Source organism: Kitasatospora sp. NPDC093102 (assembly GCF_040683915.1).
In the GTDB taxonomy this organism is placed as follows: domain Bacteria; phylum Actinomycetota; class Actinomycetes; order Streptomycetales; family Streptomycetaceae; genus Kitasatospora.
Window position 1 is genome coordinate 25,279 of record NZ_JBFBFA010000011.1, and the last position, 21,104, is coordinate 46,382.

17 protein-coding genes and 1 pseudogene are annotated in these 21,104 nt (G+C 72.1%); 8 read left to right on the forward strand and 10 right to left on the reverse strand.

Translation table 11 applies throughout. From position 1 onward, the window contains the following. Nucleotides 1-101 precede the first annotated feature (101 nt). Both AB0O11_RS17550 and AB0O11_RS17555 read left to right on the forward strand, forming a co-directional pair. A complete protein-coding gene (locus AB0O11_RS17550; protein WP_363387157.1) occupies nucleotides 102-1,100 on the forward strand; it encodes a ScbA/BarX family gamma-butyrolactone biosynthesis protein in 999 nt (332 codons plus the stop codon). Between the two features lie 333 nt (nucleotides 1,101-1,433). Next, the gene (locus AB0O11_RS17555; RefSeq protein ID WP_363387160.1) at nucleotides 1,434-1,958 is read left to right on the forward strand and encodes a DUF5959 family protein; all 525 of its coding nucleotides are present in this window, start codon (nucleotides 1,434-1,436) and stop codon (nucleotides 1,956-1,958) included. Nucleotides 1,959-2,331: 373 nt separating this feature from the next. Here the strand turns inward: AB0O11_RS17555 and AB0O11_RS17560 are convergent, their stop codons facing one another. Further along, nucleotides 2,332-3,882: an MFS transporter gene (locus tag AB0O11_RS17560; RefSeq protein WP_363387163.1), complete on the reverse strand. Its 1,551-nt coding sequence runs from the start codon at nucleotides 3,880-3,882 to the stop codon at nucleotides 2,332-2,334. Further along, nucleotides 3,882-4,391, reverse strand: coding sequence for a MarR family transcriptional regulator (locus AB0O11_RS17565; protein WP_363387166.1), 510 nt, complete (start codon nucleotides 4,389-4,391; stop codon nucleotides 3,882-3,884). Before AB0O11_RS17565 ends, AB0O11_RS17560 begins: the two co-directional genes overlap by 1 nt. A gap of 121 nt (nucleotides 4,392-4,512) precedes the next feature. Between AB0O11_RS17565 and AB0O11_RS17570 the strand changes: the two genes are divergently transcribed. Continuing rightward, the gene (locus AB0O11_RS17570; protein WP_363387168.1) at nucleotides 4,513-5,181 is read left to right on the forward strand and encodes a response regulator transcription factor; all 669 of its coding nucleotides are present in this window, start codon (nucleotides 4,513-4,515) and stop codon (nucleotides 5,179-5,181) included. 35 nt (nucleotides 5,182-5,216) lie between these two features. Here the strand turns inward: AB0O11_RS17570 and AB0O11_RS17575 are convergent, their stop codons facing one another. The 3 genes from AB0O11_RS17575 to AB0O11_RS17585 all read right to left on the reverse strand — a co-directional run bounded on the left by AB0O11_RS17575 (nucleotide 5,217) and on the right by AB0O11_RS17585 (nucleotide 8,829). After that, a complete protein-coding gene (locus tag AB0O11_RS17575) occupies nucleotides 5,217-6,485 on the reverse strand; it encodes a sensor domain-containing protein (protein WP_363387171.1) in 1,269 nt (422 codons plus the stop codon). Nucleotides 6,486-6,658: 173 nt separating this feature from the next. Then, entirely contained in the window at nucleotides 6,659-8,050 is a 1,392-nt protein-coding gene (locus AB0O11_RS17580) for an FtsX-like permease family protein (protein WP_363387174.1), read from the reverse strand. A 5-nt stretch (nucleotides 8,051-8,055) separates the two neighbouring features. Further along, a complete protein-coding gene (locus tag AB0O11_RS17585; protein ID WP_363387177.1) occupies nucleotides 8,056-8,829 on the reverse strand; it encodes an ABC transporter ATP-binding protein in 774 nt (257 codons plus the stop codon). 193 nt (nucleotides 8,830-9,022) lie between these two features. Here AB0O11_RS17585 and AB0O11_RS17590 point away from each other — a divergent pair, with 193 nt between their 5' ends. The 5 genes from AB0O11_RS17590 to AB0O11_RS17610 all read left to right on the forward strand — a co-directional run bounded on the left by AB0O11_RS17590 (nucleotide 9,023) and on the right by AB0O11_RS17610 (nucleotide 12,035). Further along, the gene (locus AB0O11_RS17590; protein WP_363387180.1) at nucleotides 9,023-9,187 is read left to right on the forward strand and encodes a hypothetical protein; all 165 of its coding nucleotides are present in this window, start codon (nucleotides 9,023-9,025) and stop codon (nucleotides 9,185-9,187) included. After that, nucleotides 9,184-9,912: a hypothetical protein gene (locus AB0O11_RS17595; protein ID WP_363387182.1), complete on the forward strand. Its 729-nt coding sequence runs from the start codon at nucleotides 9,184-9,186 to the stop codon at nucleotides 9,910-9,912. Before AB0O11_RS17590 ends, AB0O11_RS17595 begins: the two co-directional genes overlap by 4 nt. Before the next feature lie 46 nt (nucleotides 9,913-9,958). Next, nucleotides 9,959-10,864 carry a 2-dehydropantoate 2-reductase gene (locus tag AB0O11_RS17600; protein ID WP_363387185.1) on the forward strand — a complete coding sequence of 302 codons (906 nt, stop codon included), beginning with the start codon at nucleotides 9,959-9,961 and terminating at the stop codon, nucleotides 10,862-10,864. Nucleotides 10,865-11,043: 179 nt separating this feature from the next. Beyond that, nucleotides 11,044-11,439, forward strand: coding sequence for a hypothetical protein (locus AB0O11_RS17605; protein ID WP_363387187.1), 396 nt, complete (start codon nucleotides 11,044-11,046; stop codon nucleotides 11,437-11,439). Nucleotides 11,440-11,618: 179 nt separating this feature from the next. After that, nucleotides 11,619-12,035: a hypothetical protein gene (locus AB0O11_RS17610; protein WP_363387190.1), complete on the forward strand. Its 417-nt coding sequence runs from the start codon at nucleotides 11,619-11,621 to the stop codon at nucleotides 12,033-12,035. 191 nt (nucleotides 12,036-12,226) lie between these two features. On the opposite strand, the gene AB0O11_RS17615 is transcribed toward AB0O11_RS17610, so the two are convergent. From AB0O11_RS17615 to AB0O11_RS17635, 5 genes and pseudogenes are all read right to left on the reverse strand, one after another. Then, a complete protein-coding gene (locus tag AB0O11_RS17615) occupies nucleotides 12,227-13,006 on the reverse strand; it encodes a hypothetical protein (protein ID WP_363387193.1) in 780 nt (259 codons plus the stop codon). Nucleotides 13,007-13,143: 137 nt separating this feature from the next. Further along, nucleotides 13,144-14,715, reverse strand: a complete 1,572-nt coding sequence (locus AB0O11_RS17620) for a CATRA conflict system CASPASE/TPR repeat-associated protein (RefSeq protein ID WP_363387195.1) — start codon at nucleotides 14,713-14,715, stop codon at nucleotides 13,144-13,146. Further along, nucleotides 14,705-15,037: a CATRA system-associated protein gene (locus AB0O11_RS17625; protein ID WP_363387198.1), complete on the reverse strand. Its 333-nt coding sequence runs from the start codon at nucleotides 15,035-15,037 to the stop codon at nucleotides 14,705-14,707. Before AB0O11_RS17625 ends, AB0O11_RS17620 begins: the two co-directional genes overlap by 11 nt. A gap of 3,046 nt (nucleotides 15,038-18,083) precedes the next feature. Beyond that, nucleotides 18,084-20,549, reverse strand: a complete 2,466-nt coding sequence (locus AB0O11_RS17630; RefSeq protein ID WP_363387202.1) for a SpoIIE family protein phosphatase — start codon at nucleotides 20,547-20,549, stop codon at nucleotides 18,084-18,086. 77 nt (nucleotides 20,550-20,626) lie between these two features. Continuing rightward, nucleotides 20,627-20,988 (reverse strand): annotated as a pseudogene (locus AB0O11_RS17635) (hypothetical protein). Between the last annotated feature and the right edge of the window lie 116 nt (nucleotides 20,989-21,104).

A 21,104-nucleotide genomic window follows, 5' to 3' on the forward strand; every position in this document is an offset into this window, starting at 1 on the left:
GAACCTTTGTTCTGGCTCCTTGAAAACCAAACCGGTAGGTACGTATCTTACGAGCCCTGAGCAGCCCACCCCGCCCGTCACGGCCCTTCGGAGCGCTCCCCATGACTCTGCTTGCCTTCCGCACGCCTGCCCCCGCCCTCGCCGCCGGCACGGACTCCGGGACGATCCCCCGCCCGGCCGCAGCAGCAGCCCCGGCGCCTCGTCTGACCAGCACCGTCGCCAAGGAGTACGTCCACCGGGCCTGCCACGCCGAGGTCTTCCTCACCGGCAGCGAGCAGCTGACCGACACCACCTTCGCCGTCACCGCACAGTGGCCGCGGGCGCACACCTTCTTCAGCACCCCGGACGGCACCCGGCACGACCCGATCCAAGCTGCTGAAACGATCCGCCAAGCCGGGCTCTACCTCGCCCACACCCGGTTCGGTGTACCGCTCGACCACAAGTTCATGATGTGGAACCTCGACTACACCACCCGGCCGCGCCAGCTGCTGATCGGTGCGGCACCGACCGACCTCACCCTGGAGGTCCGGCTCCTCGCCCAGCCGCGCCGGACCGGCACCACGATCGACTTCACGCTGGAAACCGTCGTGCGACGGGGCATTCAGCCGGCCGCAACCGGATACGCCCGCTTCACCACCGTCCCCGACTCCACCTACCAGCGGCTGCGCCGGGGACGCCACGACGCCGGGCAGCCGTCGGCGCCGGCCCTGACCGCCGAACCGCTCCCGCCGGCCCGGGTCGGCAGGCTCCGCCCGGGCGACGTCGTGCTGACCCCGGCGGACGCCCCCGGCAGCTGGCACCTCACCCCCGACTTCTGGCACCCGATCCTCTTCGACCACGCCAACGACCACATCCCCGGCATGGTGCTGCTGGAGGCGGCCCGGCAGGCGGCCAACGCGCTGAGCAGCCCGGTCACCGTCACACCGACCGCCGCGGCCACCACCTTCCACCGGTACGCCGAGCACGACGCACCCACCATGATCACCGCCCGGCACACCCCCGGCGAGGACCCGGACGCCCTCACCACCACCGTGACCGGCCACCAGCACGGCGAGCCGATCTTCACCACCGTGCTCACCGGCCACCCGGACCACCGCTGACCGGACGACCGCCGCCGCACCGACCGGGCGGCCGGTTCGACCCGAACAGCTCCCACGCTCACAGCGGCCCGCTCCCACCACCCCGCCGGCGGCCCCACCACCGGTCGCACCACCCGAACGGCCCGCCCGACCATCCCGGTCCGGCGGGCCGTCCGCGTACGGGCGGGCCGTCCGCGTGCCGACGACACTTCGCGGTGCGGCGCCCGTTCCTGGCACGTGCCGTTTCCCCGGGGCCGGCCACGGCCGGAACGCACCGGTTCCGGGCTGGCACCGGGGCGAACACCTGCGCGAGGATGTCAGCCCCTGAATCCGCGCTGCCCACAGGAGCACGCCGTGAGCGAAGTCGCTTCACAGCAGAACGAGTTGATAAGTCTGACCGACCGCCCCGGCACCGACGACGCCCCCGGCTGTGCCGGGCGGAGCGGCGGCCGGAACGTCCGGGTACGGGTACTCGGACGGCACGCACCGGGCTCCCTCCTTGGACACGACTGGCTGGACTGCGAAATCACCGTCACCGCGGACTCGGTGCGCGGACAGTTCGTCACGCTGGTGACCGACCGCCATCTCAGACAGTGGGAAACCGCCTTGGACCGACTCGGACGCGGTTCAGCCGTCCGGTGGCTGGACGAGGAACACGGCCCGGAGCTGCGGATCGAACCCGGACGGCCGGGCGGCCTCTGGGTGACCGTCTCCGACGCGGAGGAATCGGGCGTCACGCTCCGGGTCGTGCTCTCCCCCGCGCCGGGCTGGCTGGACGAGCAGCGCATCCTGCTCGGACTCGTAAGGAACGCCTATCCGTCCGAGGTCGTCGAACTGTCCCCGGGCGTCCACTCCTGGCGCGGAGAGCCGGCCGGCTGAAAGGTCCTCACGGGAGCCGCTGAGGATGTGACCGCCGGGTTTGTCGCTCGTTGGCCGGTGGGCGGGGAAGAGGGTGTCTCCTCGGTGGATCGTGTCGCACGAACTGCGGGGGCTGATCGAGCCGTTGCTGCTGCCGGAGCCCCCGAAGCCCCAGCCGGGCCGCCCGACCGGGCCCGCAAGCGGATCGAGCCCGGTCGACCGCGCGCGGCCGGTCACCGAGCAGTCGGTGACCGGCCGCCGAGGAGTTCCGCACGACTCCGACTTCGGAGCCGTGCGGTGGCTCGTCGAGCGGACCAACGCCCCGGGTCGACGGGTTCCGACGCCTGCGGGTCAGCTGGGACATCCGCCACGACATCCGCGAGGCCGGCTGTCATCACTGCTGTGGCAACGGCCTTCCCAGCCGGGCGAGCGAACGGTCGGGCAGGGTGAGGAGGAAGAGCAGAGCCGCACCGCCGAGCATGAACAGCGCGAGGTGGTGCAGCCCGCCCGTGGTGGCACCGTGCGGGAAGAAGGCCGCGTTCGCGGCCGAGGCCGCCATGGCACCGAGGTACATGAAGGTGCGCAGCAGCCCGGCCGCGGAGGCGATGACAGCCGGATCCGCCTGGTGGTAGAGGGCGCTCTGGGTGCCGAGCCCGATCAGCCCCTGCGAGACGCCCGCCAGCGCGCCGACCGCGATCAGCAGGGCGCCCGGGCTGCTCGCGTGCACCAGCAGCAGGGCGGCGCAGGCAGCGATCTGGCAGGCGGAGCCGACCAGCAGTTTGCCTCGCACGCCCGGACTGCGGCCGGTCGCCCCGGCGACCGTGAGCGCGGTCAGTGACAGCGGCAGCAGCACGAGTCCGGCGGTGGTGGCCGACAGGCCGCGCCCTTCCTCCAGCCACTGGGTGTAGCCGTAGAGGAAGGCGTAGATGGCGGTGTAGCCGAGGACCTGGCGCAGGTAGGTGGCGATCAGCGGGCGGTTTCCGGCGAGCGCCCGCAGGTCGATGAAGGGGGTGCGGGCCCGCCGCTCGCGGGCGACGAAGGCGACGGCCGCCAGGACCGCGAGCACCGGCAGGTACCAGCGCGCCGGGTCGGGCTTCATCAGGAACAGCATCAGGGCGATCAGGAGGACCGCGAACAGCGCGATCCCGGCGTGGTCGAGCCGGTCCGGGCGGCCTGGGTGGTCGCCGCGGTCGATGCGGTCGATGCGGTCGATGCGGTCGCCGCGGTCGATGCGGTCGCCGCGGTCGATGCGGTCGATGCGGTCGATGCGGTCTGAGTGATCGCCGCTGTCCGGGAGGTCGATGCGCTCGGAGCGCCGCTCGACGACGGGCAGCCGGACCGCGCCGAGCGCCAGGCAGGCCAGTGACAACGGGACGTTGACGGCGAAGACCGTCCGCCAGCCGCCCGCGCCGATCAGCAGACCGCCGAGGGTGGGCCCGACCACCGCGACGGTCTGGTTGGCGACCGCCAGCACCGTCAGTACTCCGGCGGGGCTGGACTGCCCGGTCCGCTCGGCCTCGCTGCGGGTCAGGTGCATCGCGGCGGGGTAGGCCGCGGAGGTACCCAGCCCGAGCAGCACCCGGGCGGCGATCAGCAGCCCGAGGGACGGGGCGAGCGCGCCGAGCAGTCCGGCGAGGCCGACCAGGGCCGTCCCCGCGAGGTAGAGCGGGCGCGGGCCGTGGGTGTCCACCAGCCGCCCGATCACCGGCTGGCCGACGGCGGTGGCCAGGTAGAGCGCGGTGACCAGCCAGGCGGTCTCGGCGGGTGGCGCACCGAAGGCGGTGCCCACGGGAACCAGGGCCACCGCGATCATCGACGAGTTGATCGGATTGAGCACCGAGCCGAGCACCATCGGTGCGATCAGCCGACGGTTGAACCCGCCGTCCACAGCGGGCTGCTGACGCCCGGACCGGATTCGGGCCAGCAGGGCGGCCGGGCCGGTCATCACCGGTTCAGCCGGTCCATCAGGGCCAGCGCCTCCAGCACGGTGGCGCGCTCGGCCTCCGTGTAGTGCTCCGTCATGGCACGGGTCAGCCACTCCTGGCGGGCCTGGCGGCTGTCCGCGACGTGGTCCAGGCCGGCCTCGGTGAGGCTGACCACCTGGCGGCGCCCGTCCTCGGGGTCGGGGCGGCGCCCGACCAGTCCGCGCTGTTCCAGCGCGGCGAGGGTGGCGGCCATGGACTGCGGGCGGACCCGCTCGGCGGCGGCCAGCACGCTGGCGGAGGCCGGACCGTCGTTGATCAGCCGGCTGAGCACGGCGCTCTGGGAGGGTGTCAGGTCGCTGGTGCCGCTCGCCTCCCGAAGGGTGCGGCGCAGCCGGCTGAACACGGCGCGCAGCTCCCGGGCGGCCAGCGCCGCGGTGGCGGGGACCACGGAGCCGACGGACCCCGCGGCGTCGGTCCGGGCCCCGTGGGCCGCGGTGGCGGCGGCGCGGGCTGTTCGCTTCTCGGTCATGGTTCCACGGTAATTTCGACAGGCTGAACTGTCCAGTCTGGACTGAAGTTTTTCCGAGGGCGGCCGGTCGCCTCCACCACCCGCGCCCGAGGAACGGCGGACGCGCCCGGATAATGACGTCATGATCGACAAGCAGCTCCGCGTCGTCCTCGCCGAGGACTCGGTGATCCTCCGGGACGGCATGGTCGAACTCCTCACCGCCCGCGGGTGCGCGGTGGTCGCCACCGCCGGGACGGCGCCCGAGCTGATCGCCGCCGTCACCGAGCACCGGCCCGACGTGGCCGTGGTGGACATCCGGATGCCGCCCACGCACACCGACGAGGGCATCCGGGCCGCAGTGGAGATCCGTCTCGCCCTGCCCGAGATCGGCATCCTGGTCTTCTCCCAGCACGTCGAGACCACCTGGGCAGCCCGGCTGCTGGCCGGTGGCGCTGCCGGCATCGGCTACCTGCTCAAGGAACGGGTGGCCCGCACCTCGGAGTTCGTGGACGCCCTGCACCGGATCGCCGCGGGCGGGACGGCCCTCGACCCGGAGATCGTCAACGGCCTGATGCACGGCGGGCGACGCAGCCGGGTCGACACGCTCACTCCGCGCGAGCGGGAGGTACTGGAGTTGATGGCACAGGGCCACTCCAACCGGTCGATCGCCACGCTGCTGGTGGTGTCGGAGCGGGCAGTGGAGAAGCACGTGGCCGCCGTGTTCGGGAAGTTCGACCTGCCGGCGACCAACGCCGACAACCGGCGGGTCAAGGCCGTGCTCGCCTACCTCGCGGAGAGCGGCGCCTCCTGAGGCGGCAGCCCCGAAGGCTCTGACACGACTGTCAGTCAGAGTCTCCTGGGCAGTTCGGCACTGACCTCCGTCGGCCCGCCGGCTGGGCTGTCCACCCGCAGTGTCCCGTCCACCGCCGCGAGCCGCTCGGCCAGGCCGGCCAGCCCGGTGCCCGCGCCGATCGCGGCGCCGCCGCGGCCGTCGTCGCGCACGGTCAGCCGGACCCTCCCGTCGACCGCGCTCACGCTCAGCTCCGCCGACCGCGCGCCGCTGTGCTTCGCCACGTTGGTCAGCAGCTCGGCAGCACAGAAGTAGACGGCCCGCTCGATCACCTCCTGCGGACGCTCCCGCAGATCCAGCCGGACGTCGACCGGCACCGGCGAGGTGGCGATCAGTCCCGGCACCGCCTCGGCCAGTCCGCCGTCCAGCGCCACCGGGTGGATGCCCCGGGTCAGCCGGCGCAGGCCGGTGATGGTGTCGTCGGCCTGCCCGCGGGCCCGGTCGACCAGGGCGCGCAGCCGCCTCAGGTCGGGCCCGCCCGAGCCGGCCGGTCCACCCTCGGTCGGCACGTCATCGGCCGGAACACCCTCGGCGAGTACGTCGTCGGCCAGCGACAGCGTGATGGCGAGCGCGACCAGTTGCGCCTGGGTGCCGTCGTGCAGGTCGCGTTCCAGACGCCGCAGCCGATCGGCGTTCTCGGCCAGCAGGGTGGCCCGGGCGTTCTCCAGCTGACGCACCCGCTGCTGCGAGCGCACCGGTCCGAGCAGGGTACGGGCCGACGAACGGTTCGCTGCGCCGAGCGCCCGCACCACGGCGGGGACGACGGCCAGCACCCCGAGGCCGATCGGAACCGCGCCCAGGTCCAGCAGGCCGAACGGCCGCGGGCCCGGCTCCATCATCCGGACCCAGAGCGGGAAGCCCACCAGCCAGACGCTGCTGAGCGGAAGCCCGACCACGGCCAGGAACCCGAGCACCCCCAGCGGCAGCCGCAGGAGGAGGTAGAGCAGCGCCCGCCAGGCCACCGGGTCGGTCAGCACCACCCGGCCCCGGGCGAGCACGCCGGACGGGCGCGGCAGCGGCTGCGGAGCGGGCACCTCCTCCCCGAGCAGCCGCCCGACCAGCCACCGGTGCAGCCCGCCGAGCCTCCTCGCCCCGAGCAGCGCGGCCACCACGAACGGCAGGCCCAGCACAGTGAGCGAGAGCAGCGCCCCCGCGTAGAGGACGGCGACGGCGTATGCCCCACCGAGCGCCCCGAGCGGCAACCCGAGTACCCCGAAGGCCAGTTCACCGCCGCGCACCGACCAGTACCGCCGCCGCTCAGCCACCGTCCACCTCACCACTCATCCTCCGCCCGGCCCCCAGCATCCACCAGGCATCACTGGAGCCGCCGCCCCCACCTGCCCTTCCGTCCGGACAGCCCGTCGGACAGCCCGTCGGACAGCCACGGCCTCGACCTGCGGCCCGCCGGGCGTCGACGCCTGCCGCTCCTTCCCTCCTCTCACCCCCGTTCCCCGCCCGGCGACTCCACCGCCGAGCCGCCGACCGCCCACAGCCCCGTGCCCACGATCCCCGGCACCGTGAGCACCGCCGCACCCAGCACCACCCAGGCGCACTGCGGCCCCGGCACCACCGGCACCACCGATCCCGTCACCGCCAGGCTGAAGGCCGCCGAAGCCGCGGCCGCGACCGCCGCGCCCAGCAGCACACCGATCGCCGTGGTCAGAGCCGCCTCCACGGAGAGCATCCGCAGCAGCTGCCGCCGCGTTGCCCCGACCAGGCGCAGCAGCGCGAACTCGCGGCGCCGGTCGGCGGTCAGCGCCACCAGGGTGTTGACCGTGGAGACCGCCGCGAAGCAGACCAGCAGCCCGAGCTCCATCTCGCGCAGCCAGACATCGCTCGCCTTGGTGACGCTGGTCGCGGCACCCGTTTCCCGGGCGGCGTGCTCGGCGGTGCTGGTGAGGATCAGCATGGTGCCGGAGAGCCCGACCAGCAGCGCGACCGGCACCACCGCCGAGGAGAGCCGGGCCGCGTAGCCGCGCAGATTGGCGTCCGCCAGCCAGCCCGCCCGTGGCACGAACGCCCTCGCAGGGGCGCCGAGCACGGCTGCCAGGACGCGCGCCGCCACCGGCCCCAGCAGTCCGACGGCGACCAGCAGCACCAGCGAGCCGAGCAGCGAGGCCTGCCCTGCCTTGTCCAGCTCTCCGGCCGGCCGGCTCGCCGCCAGTCGCAGTAACAGCCCACCGCCCACGAGCACCGCCGCCCCCGTCAGCAGCCGCGTCACACCCGTGCGCCGCGGCCCGCCCGCGCCTTCGGTCAGCACGACGGCCGGGGCGGGCCGGGTGATCCGGCGGGCCGCCACGGCGGTGGCCGCCAGGCCGATCAGCAGCGCCACCGCGAGCGCGACCAGCGCCGGCACCGGCGTGCCGGGTATGTGCAGCCCGGGTGCGGCCATGCCACGCCGCTGGAGTGCGGCGAGGAAGGCCCTGGCGGCGAGAAAGCCCACCAGGCCGCCCGGCACGGCCACCAGCAGGGTGGTCGCCACCACCTGCGCGCGCACCACCCGCCGTACCTGACGGGGCGTCGCCGCGACGGTGCGCAGCAGCGCCAGATCACGGTGCTGCTGCCGCAGGGTGAAGCCGAGCGCGTTGACCACGACGAACAGCGCGACCAGAACGGCGATCTCGCCGAACGCCCCGGCGATCACCACCAGGCCCGGGCCGGACACCGCCGCTCTGGTCACCGCGGCCGGCGCCGTGATCTGCGCGGCGACCAGCGAACCGAACGACGTCACCGCCGCCACCGCCAGGAACAGGGCCGTCCCCAGCCCGGCGAAGGAGGCCGGGCGGCGGCGGATCTGCCCCGCGGACAGGCTCAGCACCGGACTGCTCATCGCGCTCACCCGCCCAACCGGCTCAGCCGCTCGCCGACCTGCGCGGCCGTCGGCCTGGTGAGCTCGTCCACCAGCAGGCCGTCGGCCAGCAGCAGCACCCGGTCCGCGTACCCGGCGGCGACCGGGTCGTGGGTGACCATCACGCAGGTCTGCCCGTCGGCGTCGACGCCCGCGCGCAGCAGGTCGAGGATCTCCTGCCCGGTGGCGCGGTCCAGCGCGCCGGTCGGCTCGTCGGCGAACAGCACCTCCGGCCGGCAGACCAGTGCCCGGGCTATCGCCACCCGTTGCTGCTGACCGCCCGACAGCTGTCCCGGCCGGTGCCGCTCGCGCCCGGCCAGACCGACCCGGGCCAGCGCCTTGCGAACCCGGGCCCGTTCCGGTGGCTGCCCGGCCAGCCGCCCCGGCAGCTCGACGTTCTGCGCGACGGTCATCGCGGGCATCAGGTTGAAGGCCTGGAACACGAACCCCACCCGGGCGCGGCGCAGCTCCGCCAGCCGCCGCTCGGGCAGCCCGGACACCTCGGTGTCGCCCCACCGAACGGTGCCCCTGGTCGGGCGGTCCATCCCGGCCAGGCAGTGCAGCAGGGTGGTCTTGCCGGAGCCCGACGGCCCCATCACCGCAGTGAACGTCCCCGGCGCGAAGCCCACCGAGACCCCGCGCAACGCCCGCACGGCCGCCGCGCCGAGCCCGTACTCCCGGTGCAGCCCGGCCGCACTCAGGGCCGCGCCCGTCACCCCGTCGTACGCCGCCGTGACGGCGGTTGTCGTCATCCCGTTCATGTCCACCATCGTGGGCGTCCGGGGCCGGGAGATCGATTGTGCTGGCACCCGAATCCGGGGTTCGGAAAACCGAACCCCACAGGTGGTGCTACGTCTCCTCGTGGAGGTCGCGGTGCTGCCGGACCCGGGGCCGGACCGCGCTCGCCCCCACCCCGGTTCCCCGTTCACCCACCCGACGGGGAATCATGATCCGGTGACCATCGACCTGCTGCCCGGCCGCGGCGTTCCTCTGCCCGCCCCGGGCCACAAGCCGCGCCGTGAGGAGCCGTTCGCCTTCGACTCCGCCTCCCCCCGCGCGCCCGACCCGGAACCCGTCCGACCTGTCCGCCCCACCGAACCCGCCGAGGCCGCCGAATGATCCCGCTCCCGACCGGCACCGCCACCGGTCCGCACGACGCCGCCTTCCTCCCCCGCCGGCGGCTGTCACCGCGCCCGGCCGAGCAGCCGATCACCGCGCCGGTCCCCAAGCTCGGCGGCGAGCCGTGCTGGCTGGCCGAACCCACCTGGCCCCTCTCCCCCAGTACGGGTGAACCCCTGGTGTTCATCGGGCAGTTCCCCGTCCCGGGCGAGCCGGGTCGGCTGGCGTACCTCTTCCTGGAGGAGGACGGCGAGCTGATGGGCGGCCTCGACCCGGAGCGGGGCGACGGCCTGCTGCTCGTCCAGCCCGGCGGCCGCATCCCGCCGTTCGCCGTACTCGGCCCGCCCGGCATCCGGGGCCGTACGCTGTGGTGCTGCGAGCCCGACGGTGAGCGGACCCCGGTCGAGTGCCACCTGGACGTGGTGCCGCTGTCGGACGGCGTCGACCGGGCGATGGACCAGCGGGCCGCCTTCCAGCGGTACCTGCGCGACGAGGGCCCCGAGGTCCCCTTCCCGGACGGCGACCACGAGCACGACCACCTCGGCGGAGACCCGTCCTACCCGAACGGCCGGGCCCGGGTCCCGGCGCCCTGGCAGTTCCTCTTCGCCCTCGCGGACGCCTCGGACGAGGGCGATCCGTACTTCCTCAACTTCGGTTACGGCGGCGGCTTCGGCTTCCTCAGCCCGGACGGCCTGGAGGGTCGGTTCTTCTGGGAGGCCCCGTAGCCGCGCCCTCCGCTTCCCCATCCCTCACTCACCCACGGGAGTCACCATGACCACCACGCCCCTGACCGTCGCCGTCCTCGGCCCTGGCGGCGTCGGCGGACTGATCGGCGGGCTGCTCGCCCGCGACGGCCACCGGGTCGTCTGCCTGGCCGGCGAGGAGACCGCGGCCGTCATTGCACGGGACGGACTGCAGGTCCGCAGCGCCCGGTTCGGCGAGTTCACCGCCCGGGTGGAGGCCGCCACCGAGCTGCGCGAGCCGGTCGACGCGGCCTTCGTGACCGTCAAAGAGACGGCGCTGGCCGCCGCGCTCGACCGGATGCCCCCGGAGTCGCTCGGCGCCGGGATCGTGGTGCCGCTGCTCAACGGTCTGGACCACATGGCGCTGCTGCGCGAGCACTACCCGGCCGGGCGGGTGGTGGCCGGCACGATCCGGGTCGAGGCCACCCGGACGGCTCCCGGGCGGATCGAGCACACCAGTCCGTTCGCCGCCGTCGAGCTCGGCGCGACCGCCCGACACGCCTCCCCCGTAGCCGAGTTCGCCGAGCAGCTGCGGCATGCCGGGCTGGACGTCACGCTGTGCGAGGACGAGACGGCGATGCTGTGGAGCAAGCTCTCCTTCCTGGCCCCGTTCGCCCTGCTCACCACCCGCCACGCGAGCGGGATCGGCACCGTGCGCACCGAGCACCGGGCCGAACTCCTCGCCGTGCTGGACGAGATCAGCGCCGTCACCCGGGCGGTCGGCGCGCCGGCGGACGCGCAGAGCCTGCTCGCCTCCTTCGACCGCATCCCCGGAACGATGAAGTCCTCGATGCAGCGCGATGTGGAGGCCGGCCGACCGACCGAGCTGGACGCCATCGGCGGCGCCGTCCTGCGGGCGGCCGAGGCGCACGCGGTGGCCGTCCCGACCATCGCCCGTCTGGTCAGCGACCTGTCCGAATCCTTCGACCGGTAGTGCTCGCACGGGCGTTCACCCCGCGCTTGGCAGGCGCGGGGTGAACGCCCACCTGACTCTCGGATCAACTGACGGAACATCATCTCCCGTTACTGGAGAAGACTTTCCCGACAGTTCACGGAATCCTCCGGAACCTCCGCACGACACATCGACGTTGACACGACGGGAGGGATAGAGACATGACAAGGAAGCCGTACCGTCTGGCCGCCACCACGCTCGCACTGCTCCTCACGGCCCCGTTGTTCACCGCGTGCGACGCCGACCAGGCCCTCGACTGCGGAAAGCGGGCGATCAGCCTCACCGGCGATGTCCAGGACCTCGCGGATTCGGCGATCAACGTCGGCCAGATCACCGACGAGAGCCGCCGCAAGCACACCGTCGAGGCCCTGAAGAAGGTCGCCGACGATGCCAAGAAGATCCGCCAGGACGGCGGGGACAAGATCGACGCGGCCGCCGACAGGCTCTCCAAGGCCGTCAACAACGCCATCGACCGGGTCACCAAGGGCAAGCAGCCCGACGTCAAACCGATCACCGATGCCGCCGCCGACATAGGGAAGGCCTGCGCCGACGCCTGACGCACCGGCGCGCTCACCGCTTCCCACACCGCCCGTTGCCCACTCCACCCGCTCCCGCCCCGGGCGCCGGCCCGGGGCGGAAGCACATCCCCCGCCCCGGGTCCCGGCCTGTCGCAGCCGCACCCGCACCTCCGGACGATAGGAATGGCACCGGACCGAGCCGCACCTCGGAGGCACCGGTGAACCACCCGATCCTCGACCAGATCCAGGACCTGCGCGCCGAATTGGCGCCCGGCGACACCGCCCCCGCGCTGGTCACCGCGCTCGCCGACGGCACCGCGCCACGCTCGGCGCTGGCCGAACTCGCCGCCCAGCAGCACCGGATCATCCACTCCGACCGCCGCAGCCTGCTGCTGCTCGCCAGTCGCTGCGCGGACCGGCCGGTCGGCGCCTGGTTCGCCGCCCTGGCGGAGGGCGAGAGCACCGCGCTGCGCACCCTGCCCGCACTCGCCACCGCCGGCCTCGACCGCGGCACACCGGAGTCCCGCCCGCCACTGCCCGGCTGCCAGGCCTACCCGCACTACCTCGCCTGGCTCGCCCTGAACGGCGAGCCTGCCGCTACAGCCATCGGTCGCCAACTTCGCGGCCTGGGATGAATTTACAGGCTTCCACCTCGATCCTGCCCAGCGGAAACGCGAACGGCTCGCCAGCTACGCGCTCGTCGCATGAGCCAGGAGACCCCGCTCCGCCGGTCTTCCGAGCGAACAACGTCATCGCGCACCAGAAAGCAGAACCTTTGCCGACAGTCAGGCTCAGGTGGCCGGACCGGGGGTCTGACCACCACGGGTCAGGCCGTCGCCGTCCCAGTGGGGCTGCCGGCGGCAGAGGACGACTCGTCGGCGCGCCACGCCGCAGCGGTCAGAGCGGTGGCGCCCATCGCCGCAAAGCCCGCGAACGCGTAGAGGGCCAGGATGACGACCGCGCACCAGAAGTAGCCGACATCGGCCCAGGAGATGTCGTCGGAGCCGAAAACCGCGAGCAAGGCGTAGATGAGCGTCGCGAGGACGGCGAACAACAGCAGTAGCCCCGCCGACAGGGCCGGCAGGACGGCGGGCAGGATGCCGAGCACCGAGGTCATCTCCCGGTTGCCGGTGACGGTCAACGCGTACGCCGCCACCAGGAGCAGCGAGCAGCCGACGGTGTAGTAGCCGTTGACGCCGCCCCACCGGAGCAGATCGTGCAGGTCGCCGACCGGCGCGCCGCCGAACATGGAGCGCACGTTGGCGACGAGCACACTGATAAAGAAGTACGTCCCTGCGAGCCAAAGGGCCTGCAGGACGAGGACCGCCAGGGTCGTCAGGCTCGCGTAGAGCTTCTGGTGCCCCGGGATACGGCCCAGGTGACGGGCGCTGAAGCGGGCGGCGGCCACGACGGTGCGACCACCGGCCCGGGCCGCCCGGTAGCCCTCCCGCCCCGCCAAGTACCACATCCGCACCGCAATGAGGGTCGCGGTGACGGTGGCCGCCACGCTGCCGACGCCGAACCACGAGGTGAGGACGTCACTCACGACATCCCAGAACTGGGGAGCGCCGGGCAGGAGGCTGTCGTTGTCGGCGAGGGTCGTCACCTGGATCTCCACACATCGGTTCGGGGTCCGTCCGCAGACGGCCGGATCATCGGCTTCCGGTCGGCCGGCCGCAGCCCGGCTCGTTCACTGCGCGTCGGCGCGGCCCTCCGCCTCGGTACGGCAGCGGGGGACGGAACTCATCGGAACGCGCGGCGCGCGTGCCACGCGCCACCAGTGCCGAGCAGGACGGCGCCAGCGACCGCGAAGGCCGCCGTCACCGCCGCGGGCCAGTCTCCGTGACCAGCCCCGCGAGCGAACAGCCACCCCACCGCGGCACCGGCCCCGGCCAGACCGGCTATCTCGAAGACCGCTCCCGGCCGTCCCCCGTCCCCACCGCTCCAGCGCCGGATGATCACCGCGGGCAGCGAGACCGCCAGCGTGGCGAGCAGGGCGATGAACGGCCCCTGAACGTGCTCGGCCAGCGGGAGCGTGAACCCCAGCGTCTGCACCGCGGTGAGCGCCATGAGCAACCCCCCGATCACGGAGGTCTGCACGAGCGACAGGTACTGCTGGTGACTCTGAAGGCGCTGCGTGGCCGACTCGGTCGCGATGCGGGCCGCTTCCTTGACGCGCTCGCGCTCGACACCGAAGGTGAAGGCGTCCTCCTCCAGGACGTCCGCCAGGCGCGTCGCGCACTGCACGTCCGCGAACAGGGGACGGGGACTCGGGTCGGTGGGAGTGCTCAACGCGGCCGTCATCGCGGCGGAATGGACCCCGATCGTACGGCCCATAGTGCGCAGCTTCAGCTCCTTGTCGGCGGCCATCCCGTCCTCAAGCAGCAACCGGTGTGCCCGCTCCGCCAGTTCCTCCCAGCGGGCCAGCTCCCGCCGTGCGGCACGCCTGTGGTAGCCGCTCATCGAGAGCAGCCGGTGACAGTCCAGGAGCAGGAGCTGCCCGTCCTCCCGCAATACGGTCCTACGCCGTGTCAAGCCCGGGTCCGCGGCTTGACGGATCCGGTACTGGTCCCGGACGGCGGCGGCGTGCAACAGGTATCTGGTGACCGGCGCCATCGGGCTGCGGACGTCGAACCACGACCACGTGTCCAGCGAGGCCTCGTCGGCATCGGTGGCCCTCGTGGTGGCGACGAACGTCCGATCCGCGTGGTCCTCCCCGGCCCCTCGGGACACCACCTCCCGTATGGACAGTTCGGCCGGCAACGACAACCGTTCGGAGATCCGGTCGGTCCTGTCCGCCACGGCACCCGGCACGATCCCGGCGAGTCGGCCGACCACGACATCGGGGTCGAGGGCCGCGCCGGGACTCGCATCGGCGAGGGCTCGGAAGATGCGGACGCTGCCGATCAGCGGGTTCACAGGCCCTTGCGCCGGTGGCGTGTAGGCGCCGTCCCATGCCCGCTCCAGGTCGGCCCAGATCGTTGCCGTCTCCGCCATGCCGTGCGAGGCGCCGGTGTCCGGCGGCGCGAGCATCACGACGAGGCCCGCGATCCCGCCGAGCACGTACACCCTGGCCTCGAACACGCCGGGCCCACTGCCCCGCCGACTGCGTACGGGGCGGAAGCTCGAGCACGCGTCAATCGTGTGGGGCAGGACCATATCACCAGTCGACGGAACCGGTCGGTCCATCCCGATCCGCCCGCACGCGGACCAGAGAGCGTCCAGCACGGTCCGGCCCGGGCCGGTGAGTTGCTGAACGTCCATGAAGTAGTGGAGTTGCAGAGCCTCCCGCGCGAAGCGGACCTCAGTGCTCATCCGCGTCGTCCTGCGAACTCCCGCCCCCGTCGGCGTCCTCCAGCGTCCGGATCAGCACCCCGTGGGCTTCGAGGAGCTGCGGCGGCATGGGCTCGTTCTCCCCCTCGGCCATTGACCGGGGAGCCCGCCAGACGTCGACGAGGTCGGAGAGCCGCCCGGTCGCACGCCTGAGCGCCGTCGGGTCGCCCGCTTCGGCACCGGCTTGGAGGGCCGCCAGGCACTCCCCCACCCGGGACCACCCAAGGGTGGAGAGCCGCCACGTCGGCGCCTCGGACAACAGATCAACGGCCTGCCGACGGACCGCCCGCATGTCGTACGACATGCACCCCCCTCACCCATGAGCTCCTGATCGCCCCACAGGATAGGGCACCAACGGGCGGGCAGGCGCGGTGTACTGACGAACACTAAGATTTGCTCACTCTCCCCGAGACAGGGGCGAGAAATCGGAGACGCTCACGATGGACGTCTGGCCACGCCGACACCGGTTCTCCGTGGAACGGGGGTGGGTGCTGTTCAACAGGTACGCGGTGAACGCCGACGAGGCGCTCTTCGAGGAAGCCGTCGCGCTCTGCTCCAGCGGGCTGAGCAGATGGCGAGCCTCGCCAGATCCGGCGGGCAGCCTGGAGGTCGGCGTCCAATGGCTCCGGCTCGTCGGCAGACTCCGGCAATTACGGTACGAATTGCGGGGCCGTCTCGATGATCTCAGAAGGGCGCACGACGCCTTGGAGGAGGCTCTCGGACTGACGGTCTCCACTCAGCCGAGGAGCCGCGCTGACGTGCAGTACCACCTCGCGCAGGTTCTCCTCCACGAGTTCGACGCGTCGCTGACGTCCGACCTCACCGTGCCCGAGCGGCTGGCGCGCGAGTCGTTGGCCGTCCAGGTGCCGAGCGACCAGGACTACGGTCTCCATCTGCACCTCCATGCCGATGTACGGCGCCGACAGGGCCTCCAGACGGAGGATTCTGCGATCCTTCGGGATGCGGTGCGCCTCCTCCAGGACGCGGCGAAAGCGACGGCGACGCTTCCCTCGTTCCACTGGCAGGCTCTGAACACCCTCGCCGTGGCGCGAATGCAGCTGTATCTCGCCACCGGCGACCAGGACGAGTTGCCGTCCGCCGTCGCCGACGCCAAGCGGGCGATCACATCGGCCTCCACCCAGACGCTGTCCACCGACAACAGGGTGCGACTGTCCTCCACACTCGGCGATATCGAACGGCTCCAGTACGAGGCGACCGGTGACCCCGCACTCCTGCGCCAAGCGCTGCTCCACACGCGCGAGGCCGCGGAGGCCGCCTCCCCCGACACGGCCGCGTGGAGCACGGCCTTGTCCAACCACGCCAACGTCGTGAGCCTCTCGGATCGCCCGCAGGACCTCCGTGCGGCAGAGCAGATCCTTCGGCAGGCCATCGCAAGGAGCCGTCTCCCCGGGCTCCGCGCCCTCCTGTCGCACAACTGTGGTGTCGTCATGAGTCGCACCGCGGAGCTGACCGGGGACGGAGTGCTGATGGCGGAGGCCATCGGCCACCTGGAAGACGCGATCAGGGTGGCCGATCCCAGCGACCTCCATCAGGTCTCCTTCCAGCGGAACCTGGCCCACGCGTTGGTGAGGCTCTGGGGCATCACGTCCGATCCGGGGGCCCTCGACCGCGCGATCGACATCGTCGCCCACGCCCTCGTGGAGACTTCGCGAAGCGCCGTGCACCGTCACACGCTTCACAACCTGCAGGCCTCCCTCCTGATGGCACGGTTTCGTGACGGCCGAGATACGGACGACCTGGCCGCCGCATGCAGGGCCGCGCGCAGGGGGCTCGCGCTCGTTCCCTCCGACCACGTGACACGCCCCGCGCACCACACGCAGTACGGCGAGGCACTTTTGGCCTGGTCCGTTCACGGGAATCAGCCGGAGGCAGCGGCGGAGGCCTACCACCACTTGCGGAAAGGACTCAACGGAGGCGAGGACTCGCCCGACTGGGTGAAACGGGCGATCTTCCTCGCCGACGCGCTGGTCTCCAGCTCATCCGACTCCTCTCGTAGGGCCCGCAGGGTGCGCAAGGCAATGCGAGCCGAAGCACTGGCGCTCTATCAGCGTGCCGCCACGCACCGCTTCGGTTCACCGGCCGGACGCTGGGCGGCGTCCCTCGCCTGGGCTCATCTGATGGCCGAGGGGCAGGACGTGGACGGCGCCCTCGAAGGTCTGAGTGCGGCGATCGAGGTACTGCCGCAGCTCGCCTGGCCGGGCCTGTCCAGAGAGGACCGGCTGCGCCCGCTGGGCGGCAAGTCCGAGGCCGTCTGCGACGCGGCAGCGTTGGCCATCCTGCTGGGGAAGCCCCAACGCGCGGTGGAGCTCCTCGAACAAGGCCGGGCGCAACTCCTGTCGCACGCCCTCAACATGAACGCGGACCTCGAGGACGTCCGCGTGCTCGATCCCACGCTCGCCGAGAACCTGGAGGCCGTCCGCCGCCAGCTGACCGACAACGGCCCGTTCACCTCCGACCGGCATCTCACCGCGGAGGACGCCTTCGCCCACGACGGCCGGAGGCGTGAGCTCCACCTGCGCTGGACGGACCTGGTCGAACGGGCCCGCCGACTTCCGGGAATGGCCGGGTTCCTACGCCCGCCGTCGTTCGACGAGCTGGTTCACGCAGGCGATCACGGACCTGTCGTCCTCTTCAACATCAGCGGCGTGCGCTGTGACGCGCTCGTCCTGACGCAGGGGACCGTCGTCGTGGTGCCCCTTCCCGCGTTCGACCGTGAGAAGGCCGAGGCCCGGGCCGAGGCGCTGGCCGCGCTGTTGGAGGCGGCGGACTCCCCTATCGGCGGCGGCGTCGAGGAACTGCGGGAGTACCTGGTCGATCTCCTGGGATGGCTCTGGCAGAGCCTGATCCGGCCGGTGATGGACCGCCTCGGGAGCAGCGGGTCGCATGACGGCCGCTCTCGTCCGCCGATGCGCCAGTGGCTCTGTCCGACGGACGTCCTCAACCGCCTGCCCCTCCACGCCGCCGGCCTGCTCCCCGAGGATCCGTTCGACGGCGAGTCCGCTCCCCCCGACCTGCTCGTGGACCGCGCCATCTGTTCCTACGTCCCGACCCTCCGTTCCCTGTTGTCCGCACGAGAGGGCGGCCCGAACCGGCCCGCTCGCGCTCCACGTCTGCTGGCAATCAGCGTCGGCGGACTGGAAAACGGCACGGCCGGGCTGAGGCCCCTCACACACGTCTCCAGCGAGATCGACGCGGTCGTCGCGCGGTTCCCGGGTGCCACGCCGTTGAGAGAGCAGGAAGCGACCCGGGAGGCGGTGCGGCATGGAGTTCACCCAGCCAGCCGAGCGCGAGCGCACCTCCGGCGACCAGGGCCCCGAATTCCTTCCGGCTCAACCGGAAATGGAGACAGACGTCGGCAGAGCGCACTCGGCCCAGATGATCTTGCCCTCTGTCGTGAAGCGGGTGCCCCAGCGGTGGGCGAGTTGGGCGACGATGAACAGGCCGCGGCCGCCCTCGTCGGTGGTACGGGCATGGCGGAGGCGAGGTGCGGTGCTGTCGGTGTCGAAAACCTCGCAGATCAGGGCAGAGTGCCGGATCAGGCGCAGGCGAATCGGGCCGGGGGCATAACGGATGGCGTTGGTGACCAGCTCACTGACGATCAGCTCCAGTGCCAACTCGAGTTCGCCCAGGTCCCACTGGGCGAGTTGAGTGGTGGCGAGGGAGCGGGCGTCGGAAACGGCCGAGGGATCGGGAGACAGGTCCCAGGCGGCGACATGACTGGGCCTCAGGACCCTGGTGCGTGCTAGGAGCAGGGCGACGTCGTCGATGGGCGGTCCGGGCGGCAGGCTGTCGATCACCGTGGCGCACAGCTCGTCCAGCGGAAGATCGGTCCGGGCGAGGGTACGGCCCAGGCGGCCGAGATCGATGTCGCGGTCGAAGGTCTCGATGAGGCCGTCGGTGTACAGGGCGATGATGCTGCCCTCGGGGAGTTCCACCTCGGCGCACTCGAACGGTAGCGACCCGAGGCCGAGCGGCGGGCCGGCAGGCAGTTCGTAGAAGGTGACGGTGCCGTCCGGGGTGACCAGGGCGGGCGGGGGGTGCCCGGCTCGGGCCATCGCGCACCGCCCGGTGACCGGATCGTATACGGCGTACAAACAGGTGGCGCCCAGGACGGCTGTGGCGGCGGCCTCGTCCTCGGGCTCTTCCTCGATCAGGCGGATGACCAGGTCGTCGAGGTGGGCGAGCAACTCGTCGGGTTGCAGGTCCATGTCCGCGAGCGTGTGCACGGCGGTACGCATCCGGCCCATGGTGGCGGCTGCGGTGATGCCGTGGCCGGCGACGTCGCCGACGACGAGCGCCACGCGGGCACCGGAGAGCGGGATGACGTCGAACCAGTCGCCGCCCACGCCGCCCGCGCCACCCGGGATGCTGGTGGGAACGTAGCGGGAGGCCACCTCCAGGGCGGGGCCGCTGCTGAGGGCGTGCGGGAGCAGGCTGTGTTGGAGGGTGAGGGACGCGGTGTGCTCGCGGGTGTAGCGGCGGGCGTTGTCGACGCATACGGCCGCGCGGGTGGCGAGCTCTTCGGCGAGCAGGAGGTCGTCGGGCTCGAACGGGGCCGGGTTCAGCGATCGGACGAACGTGGCCAGGCCGAGTGTGACACCGCGCGCCCGCAGAGGTGCGACGATGAGCGAGTGGAGCCCGAACTCGCGGATCTTCGCCCCTCTGGCCGGGTGCTCGACACTCCATGCGTTCTCCTCGGCCGGGTCGAGGACCGGGACCAGCAGTGGCTCGCCCTGGACCAGGTACCGGCCACCCCGGAACGGCGGCAGCACGTTGATGGGCTCCCCGACGGCGGCGACCGCTTCGGGGCTTCCCTCACGGACCGACCGCAGCCCGGCCCGCCTCATCGCGGGCCTGATGGTGACCGACCCCGGAGCGGGCTCCTCCCCCCGGAGGACCGATTCGAGCAGGTCGACTGCGGCGAAGTCAGCGAGGCTCGGTACGGCAAGGTCGGCCAGCTCTTGGGCGGTGTGCACGATGTCCAGGGTGCTGCCGATGCGGGTGCCGGCTTCCTTGACCAAACCAAGGCGTTCCCGGGCCTTCCAACGGTCGGTGACGTCCACGGCCATGTAGCACACACCGAGCAGGTTGCCGTCGGCGTCGACCAGCCGGAAGAACGAGGTCGAGTACGCGTGCTCGCGCCGGGGTTCCGCAAGCGTCCATCCACGGTACTCGTAGTCGACAACCGGCTCACCCGTATCGAGCACCCTCCGCATCCGGGCTTCGAGCGCCTTGGTGTCCAGGCCGGGCAACGCGGTCTTCATTCGGTGCCCCAGCCGCTTGGCACGGGCGACGCCGCCCCAGCGCTCCAGGGTGTCGTTCATCCAGACGTACCGCAGGTCCGGGTCGAGCACCGCCATGCCGATCGGCGAGCGGGTGAGGAGACCTTCGAGGACCTGCCCGTTCACCGCCCACGACGGCGGCCGGGCGAGGTCGACCGCAGAGGCGAGGAAGCACTCGTGGGCGTCCAGACCGAAGGGCGGTGAGACGCGTAGTTCGACGTCGATCCGCCGCCCGTCGCGGTGCCGCAGTGCGACCAGACCGCCCCAGGTGCGGCCCGTACGGCATTGCGCGGCGGCCCGAGTCGTCCTCGAGACGTCCTCCGACGTCGCCAGCAGATCCACACCGGGCCGGCTGACCACGTCGGCTGGGCGGTAGCCGAGGAGTTCCTCGGCGGCCTGCGTCCAGCCGATGACCACACCGGTACCGTCGAGCACCGCCGTTGCGGCGCTCACCAGATCGGAATGACGCGCTGCCGCCGAGTCAAGGCCATTCGTGGGCGGTATGTCGTTCATCTCCGTGCACCACCTCTCCTCATCATCCCGCACCGTTCCGCCCAGTGCTGGACGTGCCATGAAGGGGGTGGCCGGGGTCAGTACGGTGCGTCCCGGTGGACCGCGAACGCGGCGGTGTCGTGGTCGGTGCCCACGTTGACCCAGCCGCTGTTCGCGGCCAGGTCGTAGACCCCGCAAGGGACGCCTTCCCCAACTCCCTGTCGGGGAAGGCACGGGCCAAGACCTGAACCGGTTGCCCCGCCGGCAGCCACTGCTGTCCGGCGTTCTTGTAGGCGCCGACCAGGTCCTTCTTCTTCGTGTCCACGCTGACCACCGGCTCTCCGGTGGCGATGTACCGCCTGGCCTGCTTGTTGATATAACTGAACTGCGCGTCCCGATCCGGGTGTTGGCGGCCCTCAATCGACTTGGCGTTGGCCCGCAGGCTGAAGCCCTCCCCCAAACTCGAGCTCGCCCACCGGAAGGTACGAGTTGCTGCCCTGCAAGCCCTTGACTACGCGGCATTGGGGTGCTTCATCGGTGCTGCCATGGCAGAGGTCCGGTCCCCTTCTCATGGCC

Bases quoted from the DNA above. Each gene is read 5' to 3' on its own strand.
- AB0O11_RS17595 (WP_363387182.1), top strand. From the start codon at position 9,184: ATGATCCCGCTCCCGACCGGCACCGCCACCGGTCCGCACGACGCCGCC.
- AB0O11_RS17560 (WP_363387163.1), bottom strand. From the start codon at position 3,882: ATGACCGGCCCGGCCGCCCTGCTGGCCCGAATCCGGTCCGGGCGTCAG.
- AB0O11_RS17630 (WP_363387202.1), bottom strand. From the start codon at position 20,549: ATGAACGACATACCGCCCACGAATGGCCTTGACTCGGCGGCAGCGCGT.
- AB0O11_RS17550 (WP_363387157.1), top strand. From the start codon at position 102: ATGACTCTGCTTGCCTTCCGCACGCCTGCCCCCGCCCTCGCCGCCGGC.
- AB0O11_RS17605 (WP_363387187.1), top strand. From the start codon at position 11,044: ATGACAAGGAAGCCGTACCGTCTGGCCGCCACCACGCTCGCACTGCTC.
- AB0O11_RS17580 (WP_363387174.1), bottom strand. From the start codon at position 8,050: ATGAGCAGTCCGGTGCTGAGCCTGTCCGCGGGGCAGATCCGCCGCCGC.
- AB0O11_RS17620 (WP_363387195.1), bottom strand. From the start codon at position 14,715: ATGAGCACTGAGGTCCGCTTCGCGCGGGAGGCTCTGCAACTCCACTAC.
- AB0O11_RS17585 (WP_363387177.1), bottom strand. From the start codon at position 8,829: ATGAACGGGATGACGACAACCGCCGTCACGGCGGCGTACGACGGGGTG.
- AB0O11_RS17600 (WP_363387185.1), top strand. From the start codon at position 9,959: ATGACCACCACGCCCCTGACCGTCGCCGTCCTCGGCCCTGGCGGCGTC.
- AB0O11_RS17625 (WP_363387198.1), bottom strand. From the start codon at position 15,037: ATGTCGTACGACATGCGGGCGGTCCGTCGGCAGGCCGTTGATCTGTTG.
- AB0O11_RS17565 (WP_363387166.1), bottom strand. From the start codon at position 4,391: ATGACCGAGAAGCGAACAGCCCGCGCCGCCGCCACCGCGGCCCACGGG.
- AB0O11_RS17570 (WP_363387168.1), top strand. From the start codon at position 4,513: ATGATCGACAAGCAGCTCCGCGTCGTCCTCGCCGAGGACTCGGTGATC.